16 protein-coding genes and 1 pseudogene are annotated in these 15516 nt (G+C 55.4%); 1 reads left to right on the top strand and 16 read right to left on the bottom strand.

What is annotated here, in order from left to right:
* Nucleotides 1–177: 177 nt before the first annotated feature.
* Nucleotides 178–1164, top strand: a complete 987-nt coding sequence (locus JCM12296_RS25710; RefSeq protein WP_054699251.1) for a universal stress protein — start codon at nucleotides 178–180, stop codon at nucleotides 1162–1164.
* Between the two features lie 794 nt (nucleotides 1165–1958).
* Here the strand turns inward: JCM12296_RS25710 and JCM12296_RS25700 are convergent.
* The 16 genes and pseudogenes from JCM12296_RS25700 to JCM12296_RS45655 form a co-directional block, all read right to left on the bottom strand.
* On the bottom strand, nucleotides 1959–2735 hold the full coding sequence (locus tag JCM12296_RS25700; RefSeq protein WP_083456522.1) for a molybdopterin molybdotransferase MoeA: 777 nt from the start codon (nucleotides 2733–2735) through the stop codon (nucleotides 1959–1961).
* Nucleotides 2702–3283, bottom strand: coding sequence for a MoeA family protein (locus tag JCM12296_RS25695; protein WP_054699246.1), 582 nt, complete (start codon nucleotides 3281–3283; stop codon nucleotides 2702–2704). The genes JCM12296_RS25700 and JCM12296_RS25695 overlap by 34 nt, the downstream gene beginning before the upstream one ends.
* Entirely contained in the window at nucleotides 3284–3766 is a 483-nt protein-coding gene (locus JCM12296_RS25690; protein WP_054699244.1) for a ferritin-like domain-containing protein, read from the bottom strand.
* 82 nt (nucleotides 3767–3848) lie between these two features.
* Nucleotides 3849–4466 (bottom strand): 2Fe-2S iron-sulfur cluster-binding protein, encoded by a 618-nt coding sequence (locus JCM12296_RS25685; RefSeq protein ID WP_054699242.1) that lies wholly within the window; start codon nucleotides 4464–4466, stop codon nucleotides 3849–3851.
* 22 nt (nucleotides 4467–4488) lie between these two features.
* Nucleotides 4489–4875: an NADH-ubiquinone oxidoreductase-F iron-sulfur binding region domain-containing protein gene (locus tag JCM12296_RS42515; protein ID WP_218188277.1), complete on the bottom strand. Its 387-nt coding sequence runs from the start codon at nucleotides 4873–4875 to the stop codon at nucleotides 4489–4491.
* A complete protein-coding gene (locus JCM12296_RS42510; protein WP_218188276.1) occupies nucleotides 4818–5201 on the bottom strand; it encodes an SLBB domain-containing protein in 384 nt (127 codons plus the stop codon). The genes JCM12296_RS42515 and JCM12296_RS42510 overlap by 58 nt, the downstream gene beginning before the upstream one ends.
* Entirely contained in the window at nucleotides 5201–5344 is a 144-nt protein-coding gene (locus tag JCM12296_RS42505; protein ID WP_218188275.1) for a hypothetical protein, read from the bottom strand. The genes JCM12296_RS42510 and JCM12296_RS42505 overlap by 1 nt, the downstream gene beginning before the upstream one ends.
* The gene (locus JCM12296_RS42500) at nucleotides 5341–6129 is read right to left on the bottom strand and encodes a (2Fe-2S) ferredoxin domain-containing protein (RefSeq protein WP_218188274.1); all 789 of its coding nucleotides are present in this window, start codon (nucleotides 6127–6129) and stop codon (nucleotides 5341–5343) included. Before JCM12296_RS42500 ends, JCM12296_RS42505 begins: the two co-directional genes overlap by 4 nt.
* 9 nt (nucleotides 6130–6138) lie before the next feature.
* On the bottom strand, nucleotides 6139–6693 hold the full coding sequence (locus JCM12296_RS25675) for an NADH-quinone oxidoreductase subunit NuoE family protein (protein ID WP_246804872.1): 555 nt from the start codon (nucleotides 6691–6693) through the stop codon (nucleotides 6139–6141).
* Nucleotides 6677–7414 (bottom strand): hydrogenase iron-sulfur subunit, encoded by a 738-nt coding sequence (locus JCM12296_RS25670; RefSeq protein WP_246804870.1) that lies wholly within the window; start codon nucleotides 7412–7414, stop codon nucleotides 6677–6679. The genes JCM12296_RS25675 and JCM12296_RS25670 overlap by 17 nt, the downstream gene beginning before the upstream one ends.
* Nucleotides 7415–7587: 173 nt before the next feature.
* Nucleotides 7588–8991 (bottom strand): FAD-dependent oxidoreductase, encoded by a 1404-nt coding sequence (locus JCM12296_RS51575; protein ID WP_246804868.1) that lies wholly within the window; start codon nucleotides 8989–8991, stop codon nucleotides 7588–7590.
* Entirely contained in the window at nucleotides 8943–10691 is a 1749-nt protein-coding gene (locus JCM12296_RS51570; protein WP_246804866.1) for an FAD-dependent oxidoreductase, read from the bottom strand. The genes JCM12296_RS51575 and JCM12296_RS51570 overlap by 49 nt, the downstream gene beginning before the upstream one ends.
* 99 nt (nucleotides 10692–10790) lie before the next feature.
* Complete coding sequence (locus JCM12296_RS25660; protein ID WP_246804865.1) at nucleotides 10791–11777, bottom strand: (Fe-S)-binding protein; 987 nt, start codon at nucleotides 11775–11777, stop codon at nucleotides 10791–10793.
* 187 nt (nucleotides 11778–11964) lie between these two features.
* On the bottom strand, nucleotides 11965–12507 hold the full coding sequence (locus JCM12296_RS25655) for a 4Fe-4S dicluster domain-containing protein (RefSeq protein ID WP_054699240.1): 543 nt from the start codon (nucleotides 12505–12507) through the stop codon (nucleotides 11965–11967).
* Nucleotides 12508–12602: 95 nt separating this feature from the next.
* Complete coding sequence (locus tag JCM12296_RS25650; protein WP_246804874.1) at nucleotides 12603–13946, bottom strand: aldehyde ferredoxin oxidoreductase C-terminal domain-containing protein; 1344 nt, start codon at nucleotides 13944–13946, stop codon at nucleotides 12603–12605.
* Nucleotides 13947–14111: 165 nt separating this feature from the next.
* Nucleotides 14112–14668: pseudogene (locus JCM12296_RS45655) on the bottom strand (aldehyde ferredoxin oxidoreductase N-terminal domain-containing protein); the annotation flags it as partial.
* Between the last annotated feature and the right edge of the window lie 848 nt (nucleotides 14669–15516).

Raw genomic sequence — 15516 nt, 5'->3', positions numbered from 1 at the left:
CTCCGACGCCCGTCTGATTCATCTGGAAGCCTTCAAAAAAACGTTTCGCCCCCATCGAACCCACGGATGACGCCCGACATATCGTCGTGGACACCGGCCAGCCCGTGGATACCTGTTTGCGCCGGATCATGCTGGCCGATCCGCTGTGGAATCACCTCAACCAACAAGGAGGACCGCATGTTTAAACAAATCGTGGTCGCGACGGATATCGTTTCCACCCCTGACGCCCCTGTACTGTCGGCTATCGCTCTGGCCCGCCAAAAAGGCAGCCGGCTGTTCCTGCTTCACGTCATGGAATCCGCGTCAACCGAAAACCGCCGCCAGGTACGCCACTTCATGACCGGCGTGGAACTGGAAGCCGACCCGGCGTATGAAGCCGAGGTCAGCCAGGCCATAGAGAAGACCTACGCGGAACCGTTGACGGGAATCGAGCATGAGATCGGCGTGACGGCCGGTTTTCCGTGGGAGATGATCCTCTACACGGCCAAGACGGTCCAGGCCGACTTGATTGTTTTGGGCCCGCATTCGAGTCGTGCCGAAGAAAAGGGTGTGGTGCGCACCGCCGGGCGGGTCGGTTCGACGGTGGAGAATGTCATCACCCGTGAGACCTGCCCGGTGATGGTGGTCAACCGACCGGCCGCAGCGGAGCAATTGGCCTTCCGCCAGATTCTGGTTCCGATCGATTTTTCGCGCGCCTGTGAATGCGCCATCTGCTTTGCCGCGCGTCTGGCCGCGGTTCACGACAGCCAAATGGTGATCATGCACATGCTCCCCGTGCCCCCCTATCCCAAATACACCCACGCGGACTACACCACCGACGCCGAAAGTGCCCAAAAACGCCTGGAGGCCCTCGCCAAACCCTATCTGGACGGCATTGCCCATCAATACCGCGTTTGTGCCGGGGCCATGCCCCATATCGAAATTCTCAAATGCGCCGCCGAATCGGGGATCGATCTGATCGTCATGGGCTCCCACACCAAGGAGGCCGCGGGGAAATGGTATCCGGGGAGTGTGGTCGAACGCGTCGGCTACCGCGCCGCCTGCCCGGTGATGGTGGTCAATGATCCCGATGTGCTGGTCGGCTGGGAAGGGGCAAACGTGTATCCAAACGACGCTGACGGGGATCGCCTGATCCATCTGTTTACCGGTAGGGTTGCACGTTGATCCTGATATCAAATCGTGCGGATTAATATTTAAAATGCGACCCTTAGGCTGCCGGACAGGGTCGTGATAAAAACCCCGTTGCAGAGTTTTAACAGATTTTACTATTTCGCCTTATTAAAAGACGGGAAAATCTATTATCTATAGCTGGTCAATTCCATCAATTTTCAGTCGATATTTGACTTCCAAAAAAAAAAGTTAGACATTCATTGAGAATTGCTGGGATTCGAATGTTTAACTTGCCAAGAAGAGCAAAAATATGTATGTTGAAGTTGTTTGGTATTTACTTTCACTGCTTACTTCTTTATATATAGAAAAAAAAGATTGTAACATCGGCAATCAATGTTCTGAGTTTCATTGAAAACACTTGTTGATGGCCGTCCCGCTTGGTGCGTGGGGATGGATAATTTATTTTGATTTGGATGATACCGTATATGCAAAAAGGAGGTTTTCCATGTCTTTTACTTTTAATGAGAAAAATAGTGAATGGGTTACCAAGGAGCTAGATTACTGTACGGAAAAAGGAGATAAATTCTATAATCTATTTCTGCGGGATGGAACAAACTTCGTTTCTTGTAGCGAATCAGTGGTTGACAGATTGAGTAGAGCCATACGGTATTTTAAAATAGAAAGTAAAGGTCAGCTCTTAAATTCAAAGCGATCAGTGGTCAGCGTATTTAGAAACGGAGGTTATTTCAAATTGTAGCGGGCGTTTCGCATAAAGCAAAAAGGGTCAAGTCTTCCCCTTGACCCTTTTGTGGTTTTTTACTTCTTCGTTTTTACCTGATTGCCAAAAATCAGGGGATTCTCTGTACGGCAATCACCGAACCGGCCAGGAGCCTTTCCTTTCCCTCAGGTATACAGACCACGGCCGTCGCTTTGGTAATGCCAGCCAGGCGGATGCGTTTTTTCATGGGATGAAAGAGCGGCAAATCGCTTCCCGCCTCAAGTTTCCCGTAATAACAATCCGACCAGTCTTTTTTGCCGTCCTTGATATCCCGGGCCAGCCGGGCGGTGAGGGTGGGTAGTTTCGGTTCGGCATGGCCGCAAAGGGCCTGAAGTCCGGGCAGGGCGATCTGGAGAAAGCCCATCAGGTTGGATGGCGGTCCGCCGGCCAGGACGAATACGGGTTTGTTGCCCAGCATGCCGAAACCCACGGCTTTACCGGGGCCCATGCGGATCCGGTGAAACATTTTTTGCCAGCCCAGTTCATCAAGGGCCTGGGCAACGAAATCACGGTCGCCCATCCATGCGCCGCCGGAGGTGATCAGGGCGTCGGTTTCTTCCGAAAGCGCCTTGAGGGTATCGTACAATGCGTTGTAATCGTCCTTGACCGTGGTCATGCGAGAGGGCATTGCGTGTTTTTTGCACCAGCCCGCCAGGGTGACGATATTGCTGGCATACAGCTGGCCTTCTTTTAAAGGCGTGCCCGGCTTGATGATTTCATCGCCGGTTCCCACAATGCCCACCGTGGGGGTTTTGCGCACCGGAACCGCGCTGTATCCACCCGCGGCCAGCAGGCCGGTGATCAGCGGGGTGATCAACTGCCCCGAACCCACAATACGATGCGCCATCGAGATATCGCTGCCACGGAACAGGACATTCTTGCCGGGCCGGATCGGTGATCCGAAAAAATGGTATCTCCCTTGCGGACCACGTATTCTTCGGCCACCACCGCATCGGCGCCGGGGGGAATCCGGGCGCCGGTAAGTACCCGGACGGTGGTGCCGGAGCGAAGTGCAAGATCGCCCGCATCGCCGGCCGCCAAGGCGCCTGAAACCCGTAACGGCACCGGATTTTGGTCCGAGGCCGACGCAATATCCATGGAAGCCACTGCAAAGCCGTCCTTGCGGGAGGAATCCATGGCCGGCGAGTCCACCAGCGAGAAAAGATCGGCCGCCCCAATCCGGCCCACGCTTTCCACCAAGGGGACCTTTTCGGCGGGAAGCGGGCGGATGGTCTCAAGGGTTAGCCGTAGCGCCTCCTTCAGGCCGAAGGAAAGCGTTTCCGGTCCGTCCTGTTCCGGTTTGGCACTTCTTCCGGAGGCGCCACCGCTGGATAGCGATGGCTCCACGAACCGGAATCCGTTGGGAACGCTTTGTGGATGTTTCCGGTAAAGCATCTATCCGGCCATCTGCTTTTTCATCTCCGCCAGTTTGCGGATATGGCCCTTTTCCTCCTCGATCAGCTTCTCGACGATCTTGCGGTCGGAATCATTCAAAAAGGGAAGGAATTCGCGGAAATAAAGGATCGCATCCTTTTCAAAGCCGATGGCCAGATCCAGCGCGTTGCCCTCGCCAAGGGCCTTTCGGACAAACGCTTCGGAATCGATGTCGGCATAGAGCCGGTCGTCAATGACCGAGTCCATATAGGCTTCCATCTCGTCGACATACTCTTCCGGGTGTTCCTTATCCTCGGGAAGATGGTCCCGAATCTGTTCAAATTCATGGACGTGGTTGTCTTCTTCCGATTTGAGGAAGGTAAAAAGCGCCTTGAGTTTTTCGTCCGGGGTCAGATCGGCCACGGACTGGTAAAAGGCCCTGCGCATCTTTTCTTTTTCAACCGCCGCCGCGGCAATCTCGCGGGCGGAAAATATGACCGCCATGGGTCACCTCCTGTAACGATTCGAATCGCTGTTTATCCGACGCTTCGAGGGGGCGGGAAAGACAAAGCGCCCCCTGCCCGTGTTATACACCTATCGAGGCTTTCTCCAGTGGAAGCGACGGAAACGCGATAGCGTGGGTCAAATGATAAGCGGCCTGCAGATATGAGGTCGGGCACAGCGGAAAACATTCCTTGCAGTCCCAGCAGTATTGACCGGCCAGCTCGGGAATGAAGTTGATCTCCCGTTTGGCACCCTGATCCACGAATCCGATGACGTTTCTTTTTTTGACCTCGGCACAGTATCTCACGCACAAGCCGCACAGGATGCAGAACGACGCTTCCTTTGCGAAGCGGTCCTTTTTCGCCCCGTATTCGGCGGCCAACGCATTCATGGGTACGGAATCCGGTGCGTGGGCGAGCAAAAATTCCAGGATCAACTTGCGAACCTTGTCCACCATTTCCGTGCGTGTCCGGACAACAAGGTCCGGTTCCACCGGGTACAAACAGCTAACCACTAGTTTTTTGCGGCCACGGCTTTCCACTTCCACCGTGCACAGTCGGCATCCGCCGTACGGTTCCAGCATTTCGTTGTGGCAAAGCGTGGGAATGAAGATATCCGCGCTGCGCGCAGCCTCCAAAACGGTGGTTCCCTCTTTTGCCACGACGCTTTTGCCGTCGATTTCCAATGTTATGTCACCCATCGTTCTACCCTCTATCGCTTTGCTAGTGAATATTCGCCTCGTATTCCTCCCTGAAATACTTCAGGGTACCGCGAAGCGGATCGGTGGCGGTTTTGCCCAAGGAGCACAAGGACGCCGCACTCATCACCTCGGCAATCTCCTCCATGACCTCGATGTCGCCTTTTTTCCCCTTCCCATCGCAGATGTCCGCCAGAATCTTGAGCAGTTGCCGGATGCCCTCGCGGCAGGGCACGCATTTGCCGCAAGATTCATTGGTGAGAAAGGTGAGGAAGAATTTGGCCATCTCGACCATGTCCGTATCTTCGTCCATCACCATGAGCGCGCCGGCACCCATGGGCGCCCCCACCTTTTTTAACGCGTCAAAATCCAGTGGCGTGTCGATGAGGCTTTCGGGGATGGATCCGCCCATGCGCCGCCGAAGTGAAGCGCCTTGAGCTTTTTACCACCGGGAATGCCGCCGCCGATATCAAAGACGATCTGCCGCAGCGTGGTACCGAAAGGCACCTCCACCACACCGGAGTTGACGACGTTGCCGGAGAGCGAAATCATTTTGGTTCCCTTGCTGCGCTCCGTGCCGATCCCGGCGTACCACGCGGCGCCCTTTGTAATGATCTGCGGCACGTTGGCCCAAGTTTCCACATTGTTCAGATTACTGGGCTTGTCCCAGATGCCGCTGACCGATGTGCGGATGTACTTGGGCCGCGGCTCCGGATTCCGGCCTTCAATGGAGCGCATCAGGCGCTGGATTCACCGGAAACGAAAATGCCCACGTCATAATGGACCTCCACATCGAAATCAAAGCCGGAGCCAAGAATGTTTTCTCCCAAAAGGCCGTTTTGCCTGGCCTGCTCCAGGGCCCGGTCGATATTCTGCTTCAACAGCTTTGAGTCATGGCGGGTGTAGATGAATCCCTGATGGCGCCGATGGCGTAGGCACCGATGATCAGCCCCTCGATCACCAGATGCGGATTGCCCGTGAAAACGGCCCGGTCCATGAATGCGCCCGGCTCGCCCTCATGGCCGTTGACAATCACGTACTTCTCTTGCGCCTCCGCATTGCGGGTCGTTTCCCACTTCAGACCGGCGGGAAATCCGCCACCGCCGCGTCCGCGCAGGTTGGCCGTTTTGACCTCATCCAGCACCGCTTCGGGCTTCATTTCAAAGAGCGCCTTGGCCAGCGCCGCATATCCGCCGATCCCGATGTAGTCGTCGATGCTAGACGGATCGATCCGCGTATTGTTGCCGATCAGGTTCCGGTTCTGGTATTTGTAAAACGGAATTTCGTTCAGATGCACCGCTTTTTCACCGCTGGCCGGATCGGTATAGACCAGGCGATCGACCACCTTTTTGCCAAGAACGGTTTCCTTGACGATGTCGGCAACGTCTTCCGGTTTCACCTGGGTGTAGTAGATCTCTTCCGGATAGATGACCACATTGGGACCCAGCTCACAAAGGCCATGGCATCCGGTGGCGCGAAGGTCCACCTTGTCCGCCAGCCCCTGGGCGTCCAGTTCCTTCTCAAGGGCCGCGATCACCCGGCCGTTGCTCAAGCCCGCACACCCCGCACCGGAACAAACCGCGATGGCCGGCTTGTCGGGGTCTTTTCCGGACAGTATCTCTTTTCTTCTTGCATCCAACTCAGCAGCTGAATTTATTCGTTGCATGGTCATTCCTTATGCGTAATTTTTCAGCACTTCTTCCGCTCTGTCAGAAGAAAGCCTGCCATGGTGTTCGCCATCCACGATCATCTCCGGCCCCAGCGTACAGGACCCCAGACAACAGCCGGTCTCCAGGCTGAATCTGGCGTCCGCGTCCACTTCTCCGGCTTTGACGCCCACCAGCTCCTGAACCGAATTCAAAAGTTCGCCCGCGCCCCGGAGATGACAGGAGGTGCCATTGCACACATGGATGCGATGGCGGCCCTTGGGCGTCAGGCTGAAGGTCTTGTAAAACGAGGCCACCTGCATCACCCGGCTCAAGGGAACGTTCAGCCGGTCGCTGATGGCGCTCAAGATCTCCTTGGGCAGCCAGTGGTTTTCGCTCTGGACTTCCATCAAAACGTGAATCAGCGCACCGGGCTTGCCCTCGTATTTAGCAATGATTGACTCGATCTTATCATTTTCCAGCGCCGCGGGCCGGACCGTATCGGCCAGTGACGGGTTGCCCGGGTCATCTTTGGCATAATAGGCGGCGGCAACCCGGTTTGTGCTTTCATCGAACCGGCACAACCCCTGCCGCGCCGAAATGTTGGCATGCCTGGCAATATCCGACGCGACAACCCCAACAACTCGGCAAGCTCACCGGTGTACGCGGTTTTTCCCGCAAGAGCGCGATCATCTGGCTGATTTCCAGTTTGTCGGTAATCAGCTCTTTAAACAGCCGGTCGCATTCTTCGCTGGCGTAAAACTTCTCGTAGGCTTCTTCGGTTCGCAGGTTGCTATGCAACCGCTCCCGTTCCACCAGCTTGATGTAGGGAACCATCTGCATGGCTGCTTCAAGCCGCCTTTTCAGCACATCGTCAGGCACGCCTTCGCTCTTTCCGATGGGCCCCATCTTTTTCAGTTTTGCCGAAAAATCGTTCATCACCTCCGCAAACCGGATGCCCTCACCGGCCGATACCCATTCCAGGCGCAACCGATTCTGGTCCAGGCCGATTTGCTCCAGCAATTTTTTTACGATGCTGGCCATACCGTAGGCGTCGTAATTGCCTTCCGTGTTATAGTGGCAGTCGTTGATGTGGCAGCCGCCGATAAACACCCCGTCGACGCCGTTGGCAAAGGCCTTAAGCACGAATGCCGGATCGACCCTGCCGGAGCACATCACCCGGATCACCCGGATGTAGGGCGGGTACTGAAATCGGGAGACACCGCAAAGATCCGCGCCGCCATAGCAACACCAATTGCACAGAAACCCCACGACCCTTGGTTTGAATGCACCTTCTCCTTCCATTGCCTTTTCCTCCTTAAGAGCCTGCTTGAGAAGTTTGGATCAGGTCCGATAACAAGGCGGAAGGTGGCTCAAAAGCGGAGCATATACGTAATATGTGAGCATTTTGAGACACGTTCCAACGCCGTTAGCGGGTCTTAGACAGATTTATCAAACAGGCTCTTAGCCGGTTTGTTCTATGCCGTTGCCAATATTTTCGGATCCGGAATTTCCGCGTCGAGTTGGCGAACAATTTCCTTGTCGGTAAAATGTTTCAACTGAATGGCCCCGGTCGGACATTTGGCATTGCACAGTCCGTCTCCCTTGCACAAAACGGGATTGACCCTGGCCGCACGATAGCCCTGGGCGTTTTCGTGAAAGTCGATGGCGCCGTAGGAGCACGCCGAAATGCAGGCCCCGCAGGAGACGCACATGCTTTCCTCCACCTGGCAGACCGACCCGGAGGCGATCAACGAATCCTGGGACAACAAACCCGCCGCGCGGCCGGCGGCACCGTAGGCCTGGCTGATGGTTTCGCCGATGTGTTTCGGGTAATGGGCCGTGCCGCACAGAAAAATACCTTCGGCCGCAAAATCCACCGGCCGCAGCTTGACATGGGCTTCGGTGAAGAACCCGTCCGGCCCCAGGGTGACCTTGAACTGACGCGAGACTTCGTCGCTGGTGGACGCCGGGACGGTGGCCGCCGACAGGACGAGAAGATCGGCATCCAACTCGATTTTGCGTCCCAGGATATAATCGGTGGCCGTCACCCGCAAAACGGGCCGATCTTCCCCGTCGGCCGCTTCCACCACGGGGGCGTCTTCCGGCTCGTAGCGGATAAACTTGACGTTGTTTTCCGATGCCTTGCGGTAATAGTCCTCGGCAAACCGGTAGGTTCGCATATCCCGGAAAAGAACGTAGATATCCATGCTCGGATTTTGTTCTTTTAGCGTCAGGGCGTTTTTGACGGCATGGCTGCAACAAATCCGGCTGCAGTAATTGCGGTCTTCGTTGCGGCATCCCACGCACTGGATCATGACCAGGCTTTGGGCGTCGGTGATGGCCGTATCGTCTGCGGCGATGCGCTCTTCCAGCTCCAGCTGGGTCATGACACGTTCGTCCTCACCATACAGGTATTCGGTGGGGCGATGTTCCTCGGCGCCGATGGCGATGATCGCCGCGCCGTGCTTGATTTCGGTCAAGCCCCGTTTGGAACGTACCTTCGTGGTAAAATTGCCCACATACCCTTCGGCGTCGACGATGGCGGCCTCCGTGTACACATGGACCAGCGGATGCTGGTAGACCTTGTGCATGAGATCGTTCAAGTAAGCCTGCACGTCCATGCCTTCCAAGGTGGAATGAATCCGCCGGGCCATGCCGCCCAGCTGTTTTTCCTTTTCGACCAGGTAGACGTCGTGGCGCTGATTGGCCAGGGAGAGGGCCGCGGTCATGCCGGCAACCCCGCCGCCCACGACCAGGGCGTTCTTGTCCACGGGCAGTGAGAACTCCTGAAGCGGTTCCAGGCAGCAGGCACGCGCCACCGACATGCGGATCAGGTCCTTGGCCTTTTGGGTGGCGGCTTCGGTTTCCTTGGAATGCACCCAGGAACAATGTTCCCGGATATTGGCAAATTCGAAAAAATACTGGTTGATGCCGGCCTCACGCAAGGTGTCCCGGAACAAGGTTCGTGGGTTCGCGGCGTACAGGCGGCGACCACTACGCGGTTCAGCCCCTTTTCCTTTATGGAGTCGGCCAGTCGCTGGGCGGCCTCGGTGGAGCAGATGAAGAGGCTGTCCTCGGCATGCACCACGTTGGGGAGTGAGAGCGCGTATTCCACCGTGGACGGAATGCCGACCACCCGCCCGATATTGGCGCCGCAATGGCACACGTAGACACCCACGCGCGGCTCCTCGGCCATCACGTCCCGCTCGAGGGGATAAACCCGGCTGCGGGCCAGTTCACCGCGTTGATAGTCCAGCAGTTCCCCGCACAGGGAGCCCGCGCCACTGGCGCTCAAAACCGACTCGGGAATATCCATGGGGCCGGCGAAGGCACCGCTGATGAAAACCCCTTTGCGGGAGCTTTGCATGGGATTGGTGGGGTTGGTCTGGCAGAAGCCGTGGGCATTGAGCTCGACGCCGAACATTTTCGCCAGATCCTTCATGCCCGCCGGTGGAGTCAGCCCCACGGAGAGCACCACCATGTCGAATTCTTCTTCCTTGACGCCATCATTGGGGGTGGAGTAGCGGACGGTGATGTTGCCCGTCGCCGAATCCTCCCGGACGATGTTGGCGTAGCTGCGAATGAAGTGGACATCGGGCAGAGCGGCCGTGCGCTGGTAAAAGCGTTCGAAGTCCTTGCCGAAGGATCGGATGTCGTTGTGGAAGATCGTGCATTTGGCATCCGCGTCGTGGTCCTTGGTCAGGATCACCTGCTTTTGGGTGTAGGTACAGCAGACTCCGGAGCAGTAGCTGTTTTCCCCCGGCGTTACCCGCCGTGATCCCACGCACTGGATCCAGGCGATGTTGTGGGGATGTTTTTTGTCGGTGGCGCGCAGAATTTCGCCCTCATAGGGCCCCGTGGCGCACAGCAGACGCTCGTAATCCAATGACGTGACCACGTTGGCAAAGGTGCCGTAGCGGTATTCGGCTTGCACCCGCGGATCGAAGGCATCGATGCCCGGAGAAAGGATCACCGCGCCGACCTTGACGGTGGTCTTTTCCGGCTTTTGCAGGAAATCAATGGCGTCGGCCGTACAGATTCTTTCGCAGAGCCGGCATTTCCCCTCTTTCAGATACAGGCAGGTATCGTCGATATAGGTCACCAGGGGAACGGCCTGGGCGAAGAAAATGTGGATGGCCTTGTTGTCCGAGATGTTCTGGTTGAACGGGTCCGGATAGTTGATGGGGCAATACTCCACGCAGGCAGTACATCCCGTGCATTTGTTCTCATCGATATACCGTGGTTTTTTCACCAGGGTGACGCTGAAGTTTCCGGCTTCCCCCTCGACCCCGGCGATTTCCGTGTAGGTCAAGATTTCGATATTGGGATGGCGGTTGCACTCGATGAATTTCGGTGACTCGATACACATGGAGCAGTCGTTGGTGGGAAACGTCTTGTCCAGCTGCGACATGTGCCCACCGATGGTCGGGGATTTGTCGACAAGGTACACCTTGAAGCCTGCCGTGGCGAGATCCAGCGATGCCTGAATGCCGCTGATGCCGCCACCGACGACCATGACGTCTCCGAAATCGCCGTCTGCAAGGCCTTCCTTTAAATTTTGAATCCGTTCAGTGTCCACTTTCTATCACCTCACCCGTTTTGTGTTCCCTTTCCCGGCAGGTCCGGCGACGTCGGTCGCAGACCCTCAGCAGAAAAGTCGGCCGGTTCCGGCCGGAGATCAAATAACGGCCTGTATGATTTCGGTAATGTCTTTGATAACGATCTTGTCCTCGATTTCCATGGTGATCCGACTGTCTTCGAACATGGTGATACAGTACGGGCAGCAGGTCACCAGTTCTTCGGCGCCGGTATCCAGGGCCTGTTGCAGCCGCAGGGCACCGAACCGTTCATCCTTCTCCGTTTCCATCCAGACGCGTCCGCCGCCGCCGCCGCAGCACAGGCTCTCCATGCGGGATTCGCTCAATTCGAGGAATTCAATCCCCGGCACACTTTTCAGCACCTCGCGGGGTTCGTCGAAGATCTTGTTGTGCCGGCCCAGATAGCAGGGGTCGTGGTAGGCGATCTTTTTCTCATAGGCCTTGCTGATGTCGAGCCTGCCGGCCTTGACCAGTTCGAACAAATACTGGGAAATATGGACGATCTCGAAGTGGACCATGAAATCCGGATATTCGTTTTTAAAGGTATGGTAGCAATGCGGCGAGGATACGAGAATCTTCTTCACACCCTGGTCGATAAAGGTTTTGATGTTGTCCTTGGCCAGTTTGACGAACAGTTCTTCGGCACCGGTCTTGCGGATGCTTTCACCGCAACAGCTTTCCTTTTCACCCAATATCCCGAAATTCACGCCGGCTTTGTTCAAAATGTCGGCAGTGGCGCGGGCAACTTTTTTCATGCGTGGGTCGAAGCTGGGATAACAGCCCGGATAATAGAGAATTTCCATATCCGCGGAAAATGCTGGGACGGCCATACCGTCTGCCCAGGCGCCCCGTTTGCCCCGCTCACCGCTCAGGGAATTGCCTTCGCTGATCAGGCTTCCCCGGATGCTGCGCAAGGGTTTTGCCGTCTTGGGATAGACATCGTACAGGTTGGCCATCCGTCTCAAGGCCACGCCGGATTCGATTTGTTTGACGTCTCTCGGGCAGCGCTCGGGACATCTTCCGCAGGTGGTGCAGAGCCACAGATCTTCACCGTCGATCTCGGTCAATCCGAACGTGGCTCCCGGACCAATTTGCGCATGGAAAAGTCTCTGAACCGGTTCCAGGGGCAAACGCTGTCGCATAAACCGCATTGAAAGCACATTTTGAAGGCGTCGCCGCCGTTTTCCTTTATCTCTTCAATGACTTCCTTGAAAGGCGCTACAGTTTCCAAAGGATTTCTCCCTGTTTAGGCATTCACGCTTTTTGAGACATTCTGGCAACGGCATCTTGAATTTCATTCAATCCGTACCGGTTTGCCAAAGCCTCCAGGCCGACTTTCATCTCGTCCAGTTTCACGTCCTCTTCCTCGACTTCCACTTCCCGTTCCTCGTAGGTGAGAACGTCACGGATGCACCAGTCCACGCAGGCCGGCGTTTTCAGATCCGGATCGCTCTGGCACATGTCGCATCCCAGCGGCAGACCGGAATCCGGTTCGACAAAACGACCGCGGGAGGGGCATACGGCCCGGCAGAACGCGCATTCGCCATAGGTTTTGTTGTCGATCTCGTAGTCGATGCGTCCGCTGCATTCGGCCGGTGTATACTCTCCGGCGAATACCGGCAGCCAGATGTCTTTCAGGGGATCACGAATGATCTGGATACGGGACCTGGCCGGGTTGATCGTGTTGTATTTCGGCGTGGAATGCGCCGCCGAGCACATGATTTCGCAAAGCCGGCAGCCGTTGCACAGATCCGCCCTGACGTGGATTTTTCGTATCGTTTTCTTTATCTTGGCCATTTTAAGCTCCTTACCGATTATCTATCCCAGATTGGCTGGATAAGACCCTTGAATGTTAAAATTAGTGATAGATACGCAGTTTTTTAACAATGGGCCTAATATCCCCAATACTCCTGCCGGTGGCTCTCCCACTGTTTTTTATCTTCATCCGTCGCGTCGATCTTTTTCAGAACGCCCAGTTCCTCCAGTTCATCGGCGACGTAACCCAGATCCAGTTCCTCAAGGCGAATGCGTGTCGGTACCCCGTCATCGTTCCAGCCCTTGAAGTTGTAATAGGTCGTCAGGAGTTTTTCCTCGAGTTCGGGGAAACGGTGCCGCCAGTGATCCGCCGGAGGCGCGTCGTCGGCCCGGGTCATGCCCCGTCTCATTTGGAAGGCCCGGTGCAGATTCCGGCTCCGGTGAATAATCTTCCTGAGCCCGTATTGATCCACATCGATCCCGGCCGCCGATGAAACGAATTTGTAGTAATTGTGCACATGATAGGCCGGCTTCAGGCAAAATCCGCCCATGCCGCAACAAATCCCCAGGGAGTCGTCGTAGTTGTGGATTTCCTCCATCCAGTCCACAATATCGGAAGCAATCTCCGGTGTCGGATACTCGGGGTTCATGAATTTTCCACCCGCGCGGCTCTTGGGCTCCCAATCCAGAAAATACTGCTTGAAGCGTTCATGGGGCAGGTGGATCCAATCCTTGACAAATTCCTCACGGTCCTTCACATCCTTGAACGCATCCTGGGTCCAGTTTCCCTCGATCTGGGGAACACTCTGTTTCTCATTGGTGGCAAACATGAGAAAATACATGGGATCGAGCATGCCGAGTTTGACATTCATCTGCTCTTCCCCTTTGGTGACGTTGTGCGCGTAGTGCTCCGGATTGACGCCGATCTTTTCGGCCGCCGCCTTGGTTCCCAGAGCAAATATCTTGCCGATTCCCTGTCCTTTACCGATCCGGTCCAGAATCCACAGGAAAACCCCCTGCTTGTCCTCCGGTGGCGGGCAGGCCGGATACTCATCGGTTGCGGCGAAATCTTCTTCCTTCAGGACGCCGTCTCTTCGCATTTCCACGGCCATCGCCAGCGTCTGCGGGGTCGAAAAGGAATCCACGCCATAGCGGAAGGATCGCGAAAGGATTTTCCAGGAGAAGTGCTGATCCTCGGTCTCGGACCCGAACAGATAGGAAAGCTTGGAGTAGCACTTGGCCATGTAGGGGGGGTCCTCTTCATGCCAGATCAGGGCCCCGCATTGCTGCGTGCAGGCAAAACAGCTGATAAACCGCTGGATCGCGCCGTATTGAATATGGGTCCAGGCGTCTTCGAGTTCATCGGTCCAGAAGTCTTTTTTGCGGTAACGGGCATTTCCCCACGCAAACCCGCCCGTGTGCCAACTCTCATCCACGACCTCCATGGCCTGGGGCGAGCCCACGCCGGTATGAATATCCATGATATACTTGTTGGAAAGACGGTTGTGATTGCGCTCGTCCACAAACTCACGCATTTCCTTCAACGCTTCCATAAATGCCTTGCCATCGGCCAGATTGATGTCTTTGGTTCCGCGGACCGCAACGGCCTTGATCTTCTTGTCCCCCCACACGGCGGCGGCCCCCATGCGGCTGGCGCTGCCGCGGCCCATCTCGACGGTGGCGATATAGGACTTCAATTCTCCGGCAGGACCGATCGCGGCAACCTGGGCATTGGGTTCATTGAGTTCTTCGCGAATGAGATCCTGAACCTCGATGGCGCCTGTTCCCCTGAGATGCTCCGCGTCCCGAATTTCCACCTTGTCGTTGTGTACCCACAGATAAACCCACTTGGGCGATTTGCCGGTAAAGATGATTTTGTCATAGCCCGCATATTTGAGTTCCGGAGCAAAGAATCCCCCCCCATGGGATACGCCAAAAGGTTTGTTTTCGGAGAAAGGGTGACAATCAGGGTGCGGTTGGAACTGAACGCCGGTGTGCCGGCCATAAGCCCGCTACTGATAATGAGGGGATTCTCCGGATCAAACGCGTGCGTTTCCGGAGTGGTCCGGTCCCACATAATTTTCAAACAGGTGCCCAAGCCGCCGAGAAGTGTTTCCGCCAGCTTCGGATCCGTTTGAACCCGTTCGATGTTTCCCGTGGCCAAATCGACTTCTAAATTATACCCCGTTTCTGCGTAACGCATACCTAACCCTCCGTTATGTTGCCATCCTCGCGAGTTTTAATCCCGAACCTGTTGACCGTCCCAACGCCATCGAATGAGAGCATCGAAAGGCGCCGAAGTTTACGTAGAAAAAATAATAAGTTCTATGCCGGAGATCTACATGGAGAAAAGTTGAGCTCTATATAGATCATCGTTATATCAGACCTGACATATCTGTCAAACAATTTTTGCATACAATCCCATTAAATTCTTACAAAGAAGAATCCTGGCAAACGCTTCTCTCGTCCAACAGCTTCATTTAGCAGGGGATCCGTCAAATTGAGGGCAATCGGCACAAATCGGTTTTCGTCGACCCAAGGGGCGGGGAGGAATGGAGATGGTTCACAATATGACGGTTTCGTAAAAACAGCGACTTCTCAGGAAGTCAGCCTAATTTCTGGTGACCGCCTGAGCACGGATGTTTCCCCGCAAGGGATAAGGTTGCCGGAAATGGAACTGGATGCGGATCTGGACGATGTGGCTGAACATCTCGAAAAAGCAGGGATTCCCGCCGATACCCGGGCCGAACCGCAAGCACCCTCGGCGCAAGAATCGGCGGCTTAAGATATTTCATACAATTTGGGTTTTTTTATTGACACGCTGATCCATTTGGCCTAATTGTTCGTTAAGCTATTATATAGCTTTTTTATAACTACGACGTAAATACAGTGGCTTTTCTTAGTTTTCATATCATTCAGTATTTCGTACCATGTTGGAATCACGTGTTTTTCGATCTGGTCACCCCGTTTTTGGATTGGACAAGGTAATGGCGAAAAGCCCCTTGACGGCCGCCATGAACGAAGACAAACAATATAAAGGAAGTGGAAACG

The organism is Desulfosarcina cetonica JCM 12296, from assembly GCF_001311845.1.
Taxonomy (GTDB): Bacteria; Desulfobacterota; Desulfobacteria; order Desulfobacterales; family Desulfosarcinaceae; genus Desulfosarcina; species Desulfosarcina cetonica.
The sequence above is the reverse complement of the archived record's forward strand: the minus strand, read 5'-3'. Positions and strand labels throughout refer to the sequence as shown.